Origin of the sequence: Streptomyces sp. WZ.A104, from assembly GCF_002382885.1 — a bacterium.
In the GTDB taxonomy this organism is placed as follows: domain Bacteria; phylum Actinomycetota; class Actinomycetes; order Streptomycetales; family Streptomycetaceae; genus Streptomyces.
Window position 1 is genome coordinate 50564 of sequence record NZ_NWVL01000046.1, and the last position, 15859, is coordinate 66422.

The 15859-nt window shown below is 70.8% G+C and carries 13 protein-coding genes; 4 read left to right on the plus strand and 9 right to left on the minus strand.

The annotated features are described in order from the left end of the window. Positions 1-233: 233 nt before the first annotated feature. Together CIB93_RS23525 and CIB93_RS23530 are read left to right on the plus strand one after the other, a co-directional pair. Positions 234-956 carry a transglycosylase SLT domain-containing protein gene (locus tag CIB93_RS23525; protein ID WP_096629593.1) on the plus strand — a complete coding sequence of 241 codons (723 nt, stop codon included), beginning with the start codon at positions 234-236 and terminating at the stop codon, positions 954-956. Between the two features lie 148 nt (positions 957-1104). Further along, entirely contained in the window at positions 1105-2610 is a 1506-nt protein-coding gene (locus tag CIB93_RS23530) for an AI-2E family transporter (RefSeq protein WP_096629595.1), read from the plus strand. An 84-nt stretch (positions 2611-2694) separates the two neighbouring features. Here the strand turns inward: CIB93_RS23530 and CIB93_RS23535 are convergent, their stop codons facing one another. After that, entirely contained in the window at positions 2695-3228 is a 534-nt protein-coding gene (locus CIB93_RS23535; RefSeq protein ID WP_096629596.1) for an alkyl hydroperoxide reductase, read from the minus strand. 12 nt (positions 3229-3240) lie between these two features. Then, complete coding sequence (locus CIB93_RS23540) at positions 3241-3795, minus strand: peroxiredoxin (protein ID WP_003966619.1); 555 nt, start codon at positions 3793-3795, stop codon at positions 3241-3243. Between the two features lie 134 nt (positions 3796-3929). Between CIB93_RS23540 and CIB93_RS23545 the strand changes: the two genes are divergently transcribed. Further along, a complete protein-coding gene (locus tag CIB93_RS23545) occupies positions 3930-4919 on the plus strand; it encodes a hydrogen peroxide-inducible genes activator (protein WP_096629598.1) in 990 nt (329 codons plus the stop codon). A 49-nt stretch (positions 4920-4968) separates the two neighbouring features. Here CIB93_RS23545 and CIB93_RS23550 read toward each other — a convergent pair whose 3' ends face one another. The 5 genes from CIB93_RS23550 to CIB93_RS23570 all read right to left on the minus strand — a co-directional run bounded on the left by CIB93_RS23550 (position 4969) and on the right by CIB93_RS23570 (position 9907). After that, entirely contained in the window at positions 4969-7371 is a 2403-nt protein-coding gene (locus CIB93_RS23550) for an FtsX-like permease family protein (protein ID WP_096629599.1), read from the minus strand. Continuing rightward, the gene (locus tag CIB93_RS23555) at positions 7368-8054 is read right to left on the minus strand and encodes an ABC transporter ATP-binding protein (protein ID WP_096629601.1); all 687 of its coding nucleotides are present in this window, start codon (positions 8052-8054) and stop codon (positions 7368-7370) included. The genes CIB93_RS23550 and CIB93_RS23555 overlap by 4 nt, the downstream gene beginning before the upstream one ends. Continuing rightward, positions 8051-8575, minus strand: coding sequence for a PadR family transcriptional regulator (locus CIB93_RS23560; RefSeq protein WP_096629602.1), 525 nt, complete (start codon positions 8573-8575; stop codon positions 8051-8053). The genes CIB93_RS23555 and CIB93_RS23560 overlap by 4 nt, the downstream gene beginning before the upstream one ends. Positions 8576-8663: 88 nt before the next feature. Next, positions 8664-8939 carry a hypothetical protein gene (locus CIB93_RS23565; RefSeq protein WP_096629604.1) on the minus strand — a complete coding sequence of 92 codons (276 nt, stop codon included), beginning with the start codon at positions 8937-8939 and terminating at the stop codon, positions 8664-8666. Beyond that, complete coding sequence (locus CIB93_RS23570; RefSeq protein WP_096629605.1) at positions 8936-9907, minus strand: SPFH domain-containing protein; 972 nt, start codon at positions 9905-9907, stop codon at positions 8936-8938. The genes CIB93_RS23565 and CIB93_RS23570 overlap by 4 nt, the downstream gene beginning before the upstream one ends. Before the next feature lie 240 nt (positions 9908-10147). Between CIB93_RS23570 and CIB93_RS23575 the strand changes: the two genes are divergently transcribed. Then, positions 10148-12376, plus strand: a complete 2229-nt coding sequence (locus CIB93_RS23575; protein WP_096629607.1) for a transglycosylase domain-containing protein — start codon at positions 10148-10150, stop codon at positions 12374-12376. Between the two features lie 86 nt (positions 12377-12462). Here CIB93_RS23575 and CIB93_RS23580 read toward each other — a convergent pair whose 3' ends face one another. Together CIB93_RS23580 and CIB93_RS23585 are read right to left on the minus strand one after the other, a co-directional pair. Further along, positions 12463-13926: a catalase gene (locus CIB93_RS23580; RefSeq protein WP_096629608.1), complete on the minus strand. Its 1464-nt coding sequence runs from the start codon at positions 13924-13926 to the stop codon at positions 12463-12465. A 150-nt stretch (positions 13927-14076) separates the two neighbouring features. After that, positions 14077-15859, minus strand: a 1783-nt coding sequence (locus tag CIB93_RS23585) for an ATP-binding SpoIIE family protein phosphatase (protein ID WP_096629610.1), incomplete at its 5' end; no start/stop codon positions are given.

Consider the following 15859-nt stretch of genomic DNA (forward strand, 5'->3'; position numbering starts at 1 on the left):
TTGCTTCCGTCAGGCCCCGCATACGGCACTTGGGCACCTCCAGAGGCGCCACGCACCACACAACTCAACACATGACGTCCGTATGCCGCCCGCGAGCACCACGCGGCAGCCCCTTCGCGGGGGTTGCCCAACGGGCCCGTGCCTCCCGTGACCCACGCAGTAGGGAGGCCAGTGCCAGGGGCACGATTGCGCCCGCGAGGTCACCTAAGCGGGCGATGCTGGAAGGACATCATGTGAGCCGGATCTCGGTCCGGGGGTTCGCCGTGGCATCTGCCACAGCGGTCACCACCGTAGGCGCCGTCGTAGGCGTTGCTTCGGGCGGCGCTCCCGCCGCTGACGACAACAACTTCGAGGCGGCCGCAGCCGACACCACGCTGCTCGCAGACATCCCCGCGGGCCAGCAGGCCCAGGTGCAGACCGCTTCGCTGACGCAGCAGGCCGACGCCCAGGCATCCGCCGCCGACGCCGCTGCCAAGAAGTCGGCCGAGGAGTCGGCCCGCCTCCAGGCTGCCAAGGACGCCAAGTCCAAGAAGGCGGCGGCCGAGGAGAAGGCCGAGGCCGAGCGCCAGGCCGCGGAGAGGGCGAAGAAGGAGAAGGACGCCGCCGAGCGCGCCAGCCGGTCCTCCGTCCGCGACGCCTCCTCGTTCGCCGCGCAGGGCTCGTACAGCGTGGCCCAGGTGCAGGCGATGGCCCGTCAGATGGTGCCCGCCGACCAGTTCCAGTGCTTCAGCAACATCGTGAACCACGAGTCCACCTGGAACTACCGTGCGGTCAACCCGTCCTCCGGTGCGTACGGACTGATGCAGGCCCTGCCGGGCCACAAGATGTCCTCCGCCGGCGCCGACTGGCAGACCAACCCGGCCACCCAGATCAAGTGGGGCCTCAGCTACATGGACAACCGTTACGGCAGCCCGTGCGGCGCCTGGTCCTTCTGGCAGGCCAACAACTGGTACTAGAGGAGGAGCGCGCGGCCCGGTATCTCCGCGCACTCAACCTTGCGAGGCCCCTCACCGTCAGGACGGTGAGGGGCCTCGCGCGTTGTACGGTCGCATCCTGGTGGCCCCGAGAACGCTGGGGAGCCACGATGGGGGAAGGAACGAGAGCATGTCGAGACTGCCGGGCTGGCTGGGCCGCTTCGGGGCCGAACTGACCGAGCTGGGCGCGCGCCTGGAGCGACAGCGGGCGCAGGCCGCTGCTTCGGACGATCCGGAGGAGCCTGTTCCGCGCCCCGGGGCCGGGGTGGTGGCCGGGACAGTCGTGGTGGCGGGCGACCCGGCCGTCGACGCCGCGGAGAGTGAGGCGGCTTCCGCGCAGGTGCCCGCGCCGCCCTCGTACGCCCCCTCCGTGGCGGCCAAGCCCGATCCGGTCGCGGCGATCCCGTGGGGGATGCGGGTCGCGGCCGAGGCGGGCTGGCGGCTGCTCGTCCTCGCGGGGACCCTCTGGGTGCTGATGCAGGTGATCAGCGCCGTGCAGCTGGTCGTCCTCGCCTTCGCGGCCGCGCTGCTCGTCACCGCGATGCTCCAGCCGACCGTGGTCCGGCTCAAGCGGTTCGGGCTGCCGCACGGACTCGCCACCGCCGTGACCGCCGTGCTCGGCTTCGTCATCATCGGGCTGGTCGGCTGGTTCGTGGTGTGGCAGGTGATGGACAACCTGGACACGCTCTCCGACCGGGTCCGCGACGGTATCGACGAGCTGAAGCGCTGGCTGCTGGACAGCCCGTTCCACGTCACCGAGTCGCAGATCAACGACATCGCCAAGAACCTCAGCGACACCATCGGCACCAACACCGAGGAGATCACCTCCGCCGGGCTCCAGGGCGTCACGGTGATGGTGGAGTTCCTCACCGGGCTGCTGCTGGCGATGTTCTCGACGCTCTTCCTGCTCTACGACGGCAAGCGCATCTGGCAGTGGACGCTCAAGCTGGTGCCCGCCCAGGCCCGGCCAGGGGTCGCCGGGGCCGGTCCGCGCGCCTGGCGCACCCTCACCGCCTATGTGCGGGGCACAGTGCTCGTCGCCCTGATCGACGCCGTGTTCATCGGGCTCGGGCTCTACTTCCTCAATGTGCCGCTCGCGGTGCCGCTGGCCGTGTTCATCTTCCTGTTCGCCTTCATCCCGCTGCTCGGCGCCGTGGTCTCCGGGGCACTGGCGGTGGTCGTGGCGCTGGTCACCGAGGGCGTGTTCACCGCGCTGATGGTGCTGGTGGTGGTCCTCGCGGTGCAGCAGATCGAGGGCCACATCCTCCAGCCGTTCATCCTCGGCCGCGCGGTCCGGGTGCACCCGCTCGCGGTGGTCCTCGCGGTGGCGACGGGCGGCCTGGTAGCGGGCATCGGCGGCGCGGTGGTGGCCGTACCGCTGGTCGCCGTGACCAACACGGTGGTCGGCTATCTGCGCTCGTACGCCCAGCCGGACTCCTTCGGCTCACCGAGCGAGACCGGCGGACGCCACGGTTCCACAGCCCTGTCGATGCGCCCGGCACACGCCACGCCGGGGGCCGCCACCGGGAGCGCGGAGGTCGGGGGCGGCGAGACCCGGAGCGGTGAGACCCGGAGCGGCGAGGTCCAGGAGGGCCCGGCCGGACGCGCCCCCGACGACCGGCCGCCGCAGGACTAGCGCTTGGACGAAGGAGAAGAAGAGCCCCGAGGACGGTCGGTCGTCCTCGGGGCTCTTCCCGTACGCAGGGGTGGTGCGGTGTGACTACTCGGCGAGTACGGCCTCGGCGTCGAGGGTCACACCGACCGCCTGGATCACCGAAGCGATCTTGACGGCTTCCTGGATGGTCTCACGGTCCACGCCGGCCTTGCGCAGCACCTGCTCGTGCGAGTCCAGGCACTGGCCACAGCCGTTGATCGCGGAGACGGCGAGCGACCACAGCTCGAAGTCGACCTTCTCGACGCCCGGGTTGCCGATGACGTTCATCCGCAGACCCGCGCGGAGCGTCCCGTACTCCGGGTCCGACAGCAGGTGCCGGGTGCGGTAGAAGACGTTGTTCATCGCCATGATCGCGGCGGCCGACTTCGCCGCGGCGTAGGCCTCGGCGGAGAGGTTGGCCTTCGCCTCGGGCTCCAGCTCGCGCAGCACCTTCGGCGAACGCGAGGCGATCGCGCAGGCCAGCACGGTGCCCCACAGCTGCTGCTGCGGGAGCTCGCTGTTGCCGATGACCGAACCGAGGTTCAGCTTCAGGTCCTTGGCGAAGTCCGGTATGGCGGACTTGAGTTCGTTGAGAGCCATGTCGCTGTCAGCTCACTCGCCCGAGAGGAGCGCGACCGGGTCGAGGGTGTTCTCGCCCTTGGTCCAGTTGCACGGGCACAGCTCGTCGGTCTGGAGGGCGTCGAGGACCCGCAGGACCTCCTTGGGGTTACGGCCCACGGAACCGGCGGTCACCATCGTGAACTGGATCTCGTTGTTCTGGTCGACGATGAAGACGGCGCGCTGGGCGAAGCCGTCCTCGCCCTCGATGCCGAGGTCACGCATGAGCTCGTGCTTCGAGTCGGCCAGCATCGGGAAGGGCAGGTCGGTCAGGTCCGGGTGGTCCTTGCGCCAGGCGTGGTGCACGAACTCGGAGTCACCGGAGAAGCCGAGGATCTGGGCGTCCCGGTCGGCGAACTCCTCGTTCAGCTTGCCGAAAGCGGCGATCTCGGTGGGGCACACGAAGGTGAAGTCCTTCGGCCACGCGAAGACGATCTTCCACTTGCCCTCGTAGGTCTTGTGGTTGATCTGCTCGAACTCCTTGCCGCTCTCCAGCGAAACACAAGCGGTCAGGTCGAACTCGGGGAACTTGTCACCGACAGTGAGCACGCGCTCTCCTTGGAACGTCTGGAATTCCCTTTTTGGGGGGTCTTCCTGAGGGTTGGACGGGTTCCACCTTGGCACAGGGTGCATTGATCGCGGAAATAGCTACACTCGGTCGTGATGATCGGAGGTGCCTATCAGTGGGCCAGGGTAAACAGGGCATACGCCCCAAGCAGTCCGGTAAGCCGACCGCCAAGCAGCCCAGCCTGTCGCAGCTGCGCGCCTTCGCGGCCGTGGCGGAGCATCTGCACTTCCGGGACGCCGCGGCAGCAATCGGGATGAGTCAGCCCGCACTCTCGGGGGCCGTGTCCACCCTGGAGGAGGCACTGGGTGTCCAGCTCATCGAGCGTACGACGCGCAAGGTGCTGCTCTCGCCCGCGGGGGAGCGGCTCGCGGTGCGGGCCGGGACGGTACTGGACGCCGTCGCCGCGCTGATGGAGGAGGCCGAGGCGGTCCGGGCGCCGTTCACCGGGGTCCTCCGGCTCGGCGTGATCCCGACCGTGGCCCCGTATCTCCTGCCGACCGTGCTCCGGCTGGTCCATGAGCGCTACCCGGACCTCGACCTCCAGGTCCACGAGGAGCAGACCTCCTCGCTGCTGGAGGGGCTCGCGGCGGGGCGGCTCGACCTGCTCCTCCTGGCCGTGCCGCTCGGGGTGCCCGGCGTCACCGAGATCCCGCTGTTCGACGAGGACTTCGTCCTGGTCATGGAGCAGGACCACTGGCTGGGCGGCCGGGCCGACATCCCGCGCGACGCACTGCGCGAGCTGCCGCTGCTCCTCCTGGACGAGGGGCACTGCCTGCGCGACCAGGCCCTGGACATCTGTCGCGAGGCGGGCCGCACCCAGGGCGCACCGGTCACCACGACCGCCGCCGGGCTCTCCACCCTGGTCCAGCTGGTCGCGGGCGGGCTCGGAGTGACGCTGCTGCCGCGCACCGCGGTGACGGTGGAGACCGGCCGCAACGAGGCGCTGGCCACCGGGTACTTCGCGGACCCGGCGCCCACCCGGCGGGTGGCGCTGGCGATGCGGACCGGGTCGGCGCGGGGCGGTGAGTTCGAGGAGTTCGCGGCCGCGCTGCGGGGAGCGATGAAGCCGCTGCCGGTGCGGGTGGTGGCGGCCTCCGGGGAGTGAACGGAAACCGGTGCGGCCGGGGGCTCCCCCCTGGCCGCACCGGCACCCCCTACTCCGTACGCAGACCGTCCGGCCGCATCAGCCGCCACAGCGAGGGCAGCGACAGCACCGTCACCAGCAGGATCAGCCCCGCACCCGCCCCCGTCAGCGGCAGGAACAGCCACCAGTCGGAGACGCTCTTCTCGATCATCCAGGTGAGCGTCGCGCCGAGACCGAGCCCGCCCGCGACCGCGACCACCAGGCCGAGGGCCACGGGAACGGCTGTCTGCCACAGGACCGACCAGCCCAGCGTCGTACGCCGGGTGCCGAAGGCGACCAGCACCGACAGCAGCCGCTTGCGCTCGCGCAACTGCTCCAGCTGGGAGACCAGCATCGAGGCGGCGATCAGCAGCAGCACCACGGTCGCCCCGACCTGGAGGCCGGTCTGGATGCTGGCGTACTGCCGGTCGCGCTCCACCGAGTCGAGGGTGACGAAGCGCATGCCGGGATCGATCCGGGCGGCCGTGTTGCGTACGTACTCGGCGACGTCCGGCACGCTCCTGTCGACCCGGATCTGGGCGGTGATCTGCGCCCCGGGCAGCTTGCCCGCGTCGACCGCGCCGGTGGTGGCCATGATTCCCCAGTGGGGGGTGCCCATCGGGTCCTGGCGGCCCTGCACGGTCGGGGAGTCGGCGGGCAGTGTCCACCGCATCGGCTTGCCCGTCCCGGAGCCGATCTCGACCACCTCGCCCTTGCGGGCCGTCTGGTCGACCCAGTCGGCCATGTCCTTGTCGCCCCGCGGGTGCACGACGAACGTGTCGCCGTCCTCGCAGGAGGTGATCCGGGCCAGTTCGCGCATGGTGTCGCACGTGCCGATGGTCAGCGAGGTGGTGGGCGGGATGTCGTCGTCCGCGTAGTCACCGGGCTTGGACGCGTACGCCTCCACCGAGCCGATCACGACCTCCACGCCCTTGGTGGCGCGGAACTGCTCGATGGCCGAGGTCGCCGCATCGCCCGTGACGTCCTCGGAGTACGCGGCGAACTGGGCCCGCGTGGGGTCCTGGCCGGTCACCCGGTTGAAGTCGGCGTTCATCGCCGCGAACATCATCTGGAGCGCGATCGCACCCGCCACCGCCACCGTGACCCCGCTGACCGCGCGGGAGGCGGCCCCGCTGCTCAGCTGGAGCCTGCGGGTGGCGAGCTGCCAGGGCACCGGGCCGCCGCGCAGCCGGTTCACGCACGCCTCGACCAGCCATGGCAGCAGCAGGGCGAGCCCGACCAGCACCAGCACAGCACCGGCCGCGACCGCATACGGCTTCACGGGCGCGTACTCGTACGGGCTGATCCGGCCCGTCGATCCGAGCACCGCCAGACCGGCGAGCGGCATGAGCAGCCGCCACCAGAGCCGACGGCCCCGGTCCTTTCCACGGCGCACGACACCGAGCGGCTCGATCACCACCGAGCGCATCGCGACCAGCGTGACCAGTACGGCGGTCAGCGGCACCGCCACCGTGATCAGCAGCGCCAGCAGCGGATCGGGCACCAGGTCGGCCGGGAACGCGCTGACGTCCCAGATCTCCACCGCGCCGACGAACTGCCGCCCCACGAGGAAGAAGGCCAGTCCGATCAGCAGCCCGAGCACCGCGCCGAACAGCGCCTCCCCGGCGGCGATGCGCCGGGTCGTCCGGATGTCCGCGCCGACCAGCCGCAGCGCGGCGAGCCTGCGGTCGCGCCGGTCGCCGCCGAACCGCACGGCGGTGGCGATGAAGATCGCGACGGGCACCAGCAGCACCACGCAGACCATGACGGTCAGCACGATCAGCAGCGGCGGGAGCGGGTCGGTCTCGCCGGGGCTCCCGTATCCGGAGATCCGTTCGCCGCCGGCGGCGGGCGTCAGGGTGTCGCTGCCCGCGTAGTAGCGGAGCTCGCCCGGCGAGCGCAGCCCGGCGTCGCCGATCGTGCCGGTGATCTCGTACGGCAGCCGCTCGCGGAGCAGTTCGCTGCCCGGGGCGGCGAGCAGCTCCTTGAGCGCGGGCGAGACGACCATCTCGTCCGCCCCGGGGAAGCGTGCGACCCCCGGCGGGAGGACGGGCTTCGAGCCGTCCGGGCGCATCAGGTATCCCGCGACGGTCCGGTCGCGGTACTCGGTGGTCGTGTTGATCCGCACCACCGACGTGTCCGACTTCGCGGCCCGCCCGTCCGGCGAACCGGAGAGCGGCGCCTCGCTGCGGGCCTGCTCGCGGGCGTTCCGTTCGTCCAGCAGATGCGGTACGGAGGAGGCGAGCAGCAGCAGCGCGACCCCGAGGCCGACGCCGACGGCGGTCAGCAGCGTACGGATCCAGCCCTCGCGGCCACCGGCGGCGGCGAACCGGATTCCGAGGCCGAGGTCCCGGAGGGTGGCCGCGCCGCGCGAGGGCGGCTCGGGGCGGTCCCGTTCGCCGGGCGGGGTGGTACGGGAAGCGAGCAGCGTCATCCGGCGTGCTCCAGATCGCGGGCCCGGCCGTCGCGCACGGTGACGTCACGGTCGGAGTAGGCGGCGACCCGGGCCTCATGGGTCACCAGGACGACGGCGACGTTGGCCGAACGGGCGGCCTCGGTGAGCAGCTCCATCACACGCTCGCCATTGAGGGAGTCCAGTGCGCCGGTCGGCTCGTCGGCGAAGATCACCTTCGGGGACGAGGCCAGCGCGCGGGCCACGGCGACCCGCTGTCCCTGTCCGCCGGAGACCTCCCCGGGGCGCTTCGCGCCGAGGTCGTCGACCTCCAGGCGCTCCATCCACTCCAGGGCGGTGCGCTCGGCGGTCCTGCGCTTCACGCCGTCGAGCCGCAGCGGCAGGGCCACGTTCTCCACGCAGGTCAGCTCGGGGACGAGCTGGCCGAACTGGAACACGAAGCCGAAGTCGCTGCGCCGCAGGGCGCTGCGCTCGGCGTCCGACATCGCGGACAGCTCGCGGCCCGCGTAGGTGATGGTGCCCGAGTCGGGTGTGATGATCCCGGCCAGGCAGTGCAGCAGGGTGGACTTGCCGGAGCCGGAGGGGCCCATCACGGCGACGACCTCGCCGGGGTGCACGGAGAACGAGGCGCCGTCCAGGGCGGGCGTCGAACCGTAGGTCTTGCGCAGGTCGTGCGCGGAGAGCAGGGAGCCTTCGGGGATCATGCGGACACCACCTTGGCGAGCTGGCCGAGACGGGCGGCGGTCAGTTCCAGCCAGCGCAGATCGGCTTCCAGATGGAACAGGGCGTGGTCGCAGATCAGCTGGTCGGCGAGGTCGCCCTTGCGCTTGCGGTCGGTGAGGATGCGCATCATCCGCAGGTGCTCCGAGCGCTGGGCGTCCAGCACGTCGGCGGCGCTGCGATCGGTGAGGAGGGCGAGGACGACCTTGGTGTACAGGGTCGACTGGAGGTACGGCTCCGGCTTCTCGGGCTGCGCGAGCCAGCGCTCGACGTCGGTGATCCCGGCGTCGGTGATGGCGTACCGCTTGCGCTCGGGCCCCCCTTCGCTCTCGACCCCGTCGACCTCGACGAGTCCGTTCTTCAGGAGCCGGGACATCGTCGAGTAGACCTGGCCGTAGTGCAGCGGACGGTCCTGGCCGAACTTCTCGTCGAAGGTCCGCTTCAGGTCGTAGCCGTGCCGGGGGCCGGACTCCAGGAGTCCGAGGAGGGTGTGACCGATAGACATGAGCGGAACTGTACACGGGGTGTATACCTGCTGTGTATACGAGTCCGAAAAGCGCCCCTGGCCTGCGGTTGCGGGCCAGGGGCGCTGATTACGCGTCGGGGGCGGGCGGAGTGCCCTGCTCCTCCGGAGGGCGTTTCGGCGGCCGCCCCCGGCGGGCGATCGGCCGGGCCGCTCCCGGCAGCCGCCCCGCCTCCGCCAGCGCCCGCCGCAGCAGGAACTCGATCTGCGCGTTGGCGCTGCGCAGCTCGTCGGAGGCCCAGCGGGCCAGCGCGTCGTGCACCGCGGGGTCCAATCGCAGCAGCATCTGCTTGCGCTGCTGCGGCCGGGGCGCCGGGGGTCGCCGGGGCGGCTTCTCGTCCGTCACTGGTAGAGGCTGCCCGTGTTGAGGACCGGCTGCGCCGCGCGGTCGCCGCACAGCACCACCATCAGATTGCCGACCATGGCGGCCTTCCGCTCGGAGTCCAGTTCCACGATGTCCTGCTCGGCGATCCGGGTCAGGGCCATCTCGACCATGCCCACCGCGCCCTCGACGATCTGCTGACGGGCCGCGACGACGGCGCCGGCCTGCTGGCGCTGGAGCATCGCGGAGGCGATCTCGGGGGCGTACGCGAGGTGGCTGAAGCGCGACTCGATGATCCGGACGCCCGCGGACTTCACCCGGGCGGTCAGCTCGACGGCCAGCTTCTCGGTGATCTCCTCCGCGTTGCCGCGCAGCGAGAGGCCGTCCTCCTCGTGGGCGTCGTAGGGGTACTCGATGGCGATGTGCCGGACGGCCGCCTCGGTCTGGGTGGCGACGAACTCCAGGAAGTCGTCGACCTCGAAGAGCGCCTGGGCGGTGTCCTCGACCTTCCAGACGACGATCGCGGCCAGCTCGATCGGGTTGCCGTAGGCGTCGTTGACCTTGAGGACGGCCGTCTCGTGGTTGCGGACCCGGGTGGAGATCTTCTGGCTGGAGGTCAGCGGGTTGATCCAGCGCAGCCCGTCGGTGCGGATCGTCCCGACGTACCGGCCGAAGAGCTGGATCACCCGGGCCTCGCCCGGAGCGACCATCTTCACACCGCTCATGCAGAAGAACGAGGTAATGGTGAGGAGCGCTCCGAGGATGAAGAGCGGGACGCCGAGGGCGTTGTTGCCGTTCGCCCCCGTCACCCCGCCGACGATGGCGAGGCCGATGCCCGCGAACACCCCGAGCACCGTCAGCAGCAGTCCCAGGCCGCCCGGGATCGCATGCGCGGCGACCTCCCTGACCTGCGGCTCGGGCATGTCGGGGGCGTCGATGGCGGGGCCGGGTGCCGGGGCCTCGGAGCGGTGGTCGTCGTGCTGGACGGTCATGGGGTCCCCCGTTCTGTGCGGCCACTCGCCGCGCTATCAATGTGATTTCACATTATCGGATCTCGCAACCTTGTCCACCTCTGGGGAGTCGGTTCCTATGGAGACGGGTGCTGATTGTCACGTCCGTAAAAGACCGGATCGCTTGCCATTTGTCCCGTCCGACAGTGTTAGCTGGCAGGTCGGAACGGACTGAGGAGACCGAGCGAGCGGGTCGAGCAGAGAAGCGGGAGCAACACAGCAATGGGTCGAGCGGATGCGCGACGAGCTCAGGCGCGAGGGTCGCGCCGGGCTGCGAAGAGCGGCGGCATACGCAGACTCTTCACGTGGAAGAAGCTGCTGGGTACGTTCTTCGGGATCATCCTGCTGGGGATGGGCGCCTTCGGCGCTCTCTACCTGTACGTCGACGTCCCCGCCGCGAACGCCATGGCGGAGCGGCAGAGCAACGTCTACAAGTACAGCGACGGCACGGTCCTCGCCCGTACCGGCAAGGGCGTCAACCGCCAGATCGTCGACCTGAACGAGGTGCCCAAGAAGGTCCAGCACACCTTCGTCGCCGCCGAGAACAAGACCTTCTACAAGGACCAGGGCGTCGACCTCAAGGGAACGACCCGCGGCATCTTCAACACCCTCAGCGGCAAGGGCAAGCAGGGTGGCTCGACCATCACCCAGCAGTACGTGAAGAACTTCTACCTGACGCAGGACCCCACCGTGAGCCGCAAGCTCAGGGAACTGGTCATCTCGCTCAAGGTCGACCAGCAGAAGTCCAAGGACGAGATCCTCGCCGGGTACATCAACACCGCCTACTACGGACGCGGCGCGAGCGGCATCCAGGCGGCCGCCCAGGCGTACTACGGCATCGACGCCAAGGACCTGGACGTCTCCCAGGGCGCGTACCTCGCCTCCCTCCTCCAGGCCCCCAGCCAGTACGACTGGAACACCGCCACCGACACGGGGAAGAAGCTGGTCAAGGAGCGCTGGGCCTACACCCTGCGCAACATGGTCGAGATGGGCTGGCTGACCGAGTCCGAGAAGGCCGGCCTGGAGTTCCCCGTCCCGGACAAGCCCAAGCCCGCCGAGGGCATGGAGGGCCAGGCCGGCTATCTCGTCGAGGCGGCCAACAAGGAGCTGGAGAAGCAGGGCGTCTCCGCCGCGGACCGCGAGGCCGGTGGCTGGACGTTCACGCTCACCATCGACAAGAAGCGCCAGAAGGCGCTGGAGAAGTCGGTGGAGGACCAGCTGGAGTCCAAGCTCGACCGCGAGGGCAACAAGATCGACGCCACCGTCCAGGCCGGCGCCACCTCGGTCGACCCGAAGACCGGCAAGGTCGTCGCCCTGTACGGCGGCGAGGACTACATCAAGCACTACATCAGCAACGCCACCCGCCAGGACTACCAGCCCGCCTCCACCTTCAAGCCGCTGGTGCTCGCCTCCGCCCTGGAGAACGAGTCGAAGACCCAGGACGGCAGCCTGATCGGGCTCAACACGGTGTACGACGGCACCAGCAGGCGGCCCGTCGTCGGCAGCGACACCCCGTTCAGCCCGCAGAACGAGGACGACCGCAGCTACGGCCCGATCTCCGTGCAGAAGGCGATGAACAGCTCGGTCAACTCCGTCTTCGCGCAGATGATCGTCGACGTGACGCCCGCCGCAGTGAAGGAGACGGCGCTCGCCGTCGGCGTACCGGACAAGAACTTCCCCGAGCGGCCCGCCGTCTCGCTCGGCACCATGAACGCCTCGACCTGGGACATGGCGGGCGTGTACGCCACGCTCGACAACCACGGGCGCAAGGTCACCCCGCACATCCTCCAGTCCGCCGAGCACCGCGACCGCACGGTGGACGCCGAGAAGCCCAAGCGGGTGCAGGCCATCAGCCGCGCCTCTGCCGACACCGTGACCAAGGCGCTCACCGGGGTCGTCGACGCCGGGTCCGGCGGCGCGGCCAACACCGGCGCCTACGACGCGGCGGGCAAGACCGGCACCTCCGAGGACAACAAGTCGGCCTGGTTCGCCGGGTACACCCCGGAGCTGGCCACGGTCGTGGCCCTCTTCGGCGAGGGCGACGGCGGCCGCAAGCAGGTCTCCCTGACCGGTACGGCCAACTCCGGCCGCGCCAGCGGCAGCGGCTTCCCGGCCAGGATCTGGGCCGACTACACCCTCGGCGCCCTCGGCGGCGGCTCCGGCAAGACGTTCGACCTGGAGGACGTGCAGCGCGGCGAGGTGCCCGCACCGCCGACGCCTTCCGAGACGCCCTCCGAGGAGCCCACCGAGTCCGAGGAGCCCACCCCGCCCGAGACGCCCTCCGAGACGCCGAGCGAGACGCCGAGTGAGGCCCCGTCCTCCCCGGCGCCGCCCACGAGCAGCCCGCCCGTCACGTTGCCGACGAAGACCCCCGAGCTGCCGCCGGAGCCCGGAGGCGACGACGGCCAGCCCGGTGAGCGGCCCGGCGGTGGCGGAGCGCCCCCGCAGTAAGGCCCTGACCGCATGAGTGAGGGGCGGACCGGTGCGGTCCGCCCCTCACTCATGTGCGCACCGGGCTCATGTGCGTACCGGCCCGGTCAGCCGCCGTTGACCTTCTTCGCGACCCGGTCGCCCAGGTCCTTGTCCACATTGCGCCAGTACTGGAGGGCCCGCTCCAGCACCGGAGCGCTCACGCCGTCCAGCAGATGGCCGGAGATGTTGGACACGAGGCGGTCCCGCGCCGCGTCGTCCAGGACCTCGCGCACCATCGTGCCCGCCTGGCCCCAGTCGTCGTCCTCGCTGTGCGGCTTGTACGCCTCGTGGACCATCTCGCCCGCCGTGGCCCAGCCGGCCGGGTCACCGAACCGGGCGGTGTCGGCCGCCGGACCGCCGTAGGAGTTCGGGGCGTAGACCGCCCCCGTCCGCGAGGGCTCGTAGCGCATCGGGCCGTCCTTGGCGTACGAGTTCACCCCGTGCCGCGGCCGGTTCGGCGGGAGCTGCGCGTAGTTCGGGCCGATCCGGTAGCGGTGGGTGTCCGGGTACGAGAACAGCCGGCCGAGCAGCATCTTGTCCGGCGACGGGCCGATGCCCGGCACCAGGTTCGACGGCTCGAACGACGCCTGCTCGATGTGGACGAAGAAGTCCTCCGGGTTCTGGTTCAGCGTCATCCGGCCGACCTCGATCTCCGGATAGTCGCCGTGCGGCCACACCTTCGTCAGGTCGAACGGGTTGAAACGGTAGTCCGGCGCGTCCTCGAACGGCATGACCTGGACGTACAGCGTCCAGCTCGGATGATCACCGCGCTCGATCGACTCGAACAGGTCCCGGCGGTGGACGTCGCCGTCGGTCCCGGCCATGGAGTCGGCGTCGGACTGGGTGTAGAAGTCGATGCCCTGGTCCGTCTTGAAGCGGTACTTCACCCAGAACCGCTCGCCGCCCGCGTTCACCCACATATAGGTGTGCGAGCTGTAGCCGTTCATGTGGCGGTACGTCTTCGGGATGCCCCGGTCGCCCATCAGCCACGTCACCATGTGCGCGGACTCGGGGGAGAGGGTCCAGAAGTCCCACTGCATGTCGTGGTCGCGCAGCCCGCTGTCCGGGCGGCGCTTCTGCGAGCGGATGAAGTCCTGGAACTTCATCGGGTCCCGTACGAAGAAGACCGGCGTGTTGTTGCCGACCATGTCGTAGTTGCCCTGCTCGGTGTAGAACTTCAGCGCGAAACCGCGGGGGTCGCGCCAGGTGTCGGGCGAGCCCTGCTCACCGGCGACCGTGGAGAAGCGGGCCAGCATGTCCGTGCGCCTGCCGGGCTGGAACAGGTCCGCCTTGGTGAACTGACTGACGTCGTTGGTCACGGCGAAGGTCCCGTACGCCCCCGATCCCTTGGCGTGCACCACCCGTTCGGGGACCCGTTCCCGGTTGAACTGGGCCATCTTCTCGATCAGGTAGTGGTCCTGGAGCAGGATCGGTCCGTCGGCGCCGACCGTGAGCGAGTGTTCGTCGCTCTCCACCGGGATTCCGGCGTTGTTCGTGGTGTACGGAAGCTGCGGAGTTTTCTCGGTCACGAGCGTCCTCCCGTCGAGGCGTGGGGGGTCGTGGGGCATTCAGGTCGCTTCGCTACGAATGCAGTCAACTCCGACGTTTCGGGGTCGGCAACATTTCGCCACGGTCCGTCACCGTGGACCTGGACCTGGACCTGGAACGCCCATCCGCCCCTACTGCCCCCGGGTCGCCATCTCGAACCAGACGACCTTCCCCGTGGACAGCCGCGTCGCCCCCCACCGCCGGGCCAGCCGGTTGACCAGGAACAGCCCGCGGCCGCCCTCGTCCGTGTCCCGGGCCCGGCGCTGCCGGGGCAGCTGCGGAGAGTCGTCGCCGACCTCGCAGCGCAGGACGTCGGTCCGCAGCAGCCGCAGCGTCACCGGCCGCTCCGCATACCGCACCGCGTTGGTGACCACCTCGCTGACCAGCAGCTCCACCTCGTCGGCCAGCTCCTCCAGACCCCACCGGTCCAGCGCCCGCCGGGCCAGCCTGCGGGCCCGGCGCGGGGCCGCGTCCTCCGGCTCCAGATACCAGTACGCCACATCGCTCGGCGCGATCCCGTCGAAGCGGGCGGCGAGCAGCGCGATGTCGTCGTCCCGGTCACCCGGGCCGAGCATGTCCAGCACGTCGTCGCAGAGCGCCTCCAGCGGCGGAGCGTGGTCCGGGCCGGTGAGCTGCGCGGTCGCCGCGAGGCGCTCCCGCAGCTGCTCGATGCCCGTCCACACGTCCCGCAGCCGTGACTCCACCAGGCCGTCGGTGTAGAGGAGCAGGGTGGCACCGGCGGGCGCGTCCAGCTCGACGGCCTCGAAGTCGACGCCGCCCACCCCGATGGGCGCGCCCGGCGGCACAACCAGCACCTCGGCCCGGCCGCCCAGGTGCAGCAGCACCGGCGGCGGGTGTCCGGCGTTGGCGATGGTGATCCGGTGCGCGACCGGGTCGTACACCGCGTACAGGCAGGTCGCCATGCGGTCGCTGCCCAGCCGCTGCGCCTGCTCGTCCAGGTGGTGCAGCACCTCCTGCGGCGGCAGGTCGAGCTGCGCCAGGGTCTGCGCCGTCGTCCGCAGCTGGCCCATGATCGCCGCCGAGGTCATGGAGTGGCCCATGACATCACCGACGACCAGCGCGACCCGGCTGCCCGGCAGCGGGATCGCGTCGTACCAGTCGCCGCCGACCCGGGCCGTCTCGGCCGCCGGGAGGTAGCGCGAGGCGAGCCGGACGCCGGTGGGCTGGGGGAGCGAGTCCGGGAGCATCGTGCGCTGAAGCTCGTCCGCGATGTAGGCCTCGCGCCCGTACAGCACGGCCTTGTCGATACCGAGCGCGGTGTGCGTCGCCAGCTGCGCCGCGACCAGCAGGTCACTGGCCTCGAACGGAGCCCGCTCGGTGCCGCGCACGAAGACCGCCGCCCCGATCACCCGCCGTCTGCCGCGCAGCGGGGCGAGGATCGCCCGGTGCCCGGTGGGGACGCTGCGGCCGGGGCCCAGCAGCTCGGGCAGGGCGGCCCGCGCCGCCGCGGAGTCGCCGAAGACCGGCCGCACCCCGCGCAGCACCTCGGCCAGCGCCCCGCCCGCCCGTACCTCGCACAGCTCGGCCGCGGGCATCAGGTCGGCCTGCGGGTCGACGACGTTTCGCCGCAGCCGCTCCGTCTCCGGGCCCGCCTCGCTCTCCTCGTCGCTTAAGCGCAGCCGGTCGCTGCGGCGCAGCCGCAGGACGAACGGGCTCACCGGGCGCTCGTCCCCGACCGGCAGCGGATCGCGCAGATAGACCAGGATCGCGTCGGAGAACGTCGGCACACTGGCCCGGCACAGGCCGAGGACGATCTCGTCCAGGTCTATCCCCCGGGCGATCCGCCGGGTGGCCGCGCCGACGAAGCGCAGCCGGTCGCCCTCGCGGCGGGTGGCCGCCTGCGCGTCCGCGACGGCGGCCGCTCCGGGACCGGGGGCGGGTGCGGCGGCCGGG

Coding starts and splice junctions, on each gene's coding strand:
- CIB93_RS23560 (WP_096629602.1), bottom strand. CDS start 8,575: ATGTCTATCGGTCACACCCTCCTCGGACTCCTGGAGTCCGGCCCCCGG.
- CIB93_RS23535 (WP_096629596.1), bottom strand. CDS start 3,228: ATGGCTCTCAACGAACTCAAGTCCGCCATACCGGACTTCGCCAAGGAC.
- CIB93_RS23570 (WP_096629605.1), bottom strand. CDS start 9,907: ATGACCGTCCAGCACGACGACCACCGCTCCGAGGCCCCGGCACCCGGC.
- CIB93_RS23555 (WP_096629601.1), bottom strand. CDS start 8,054: ATGATCCCCGAAGGCTCCCTGCTCTCCGCGCACGACCTGCGCAAGACC.
- CIB93_RS23530 (WP_096629595.1), top strand. CDS start 1,105: ATGTCGAGACTGCCGGGCTGGCTGGGCCGCTTCGGGGCCGAACTGACC.
- CIB93_RS23550 (WP_096629599.1), bottom strand. CDS start 7,371: ATGACGCTGCTCGCTTCCCGTACCACCCCGCCCGGCGAACGGGACCGC.
- CIB93_RS23575 (WP_096629607.1), top strand. CDS start 10,148: ATGGGTCGAGCGGATGCGCGACGAGCTCAGGCGCGAGGGTCGCGCCGG.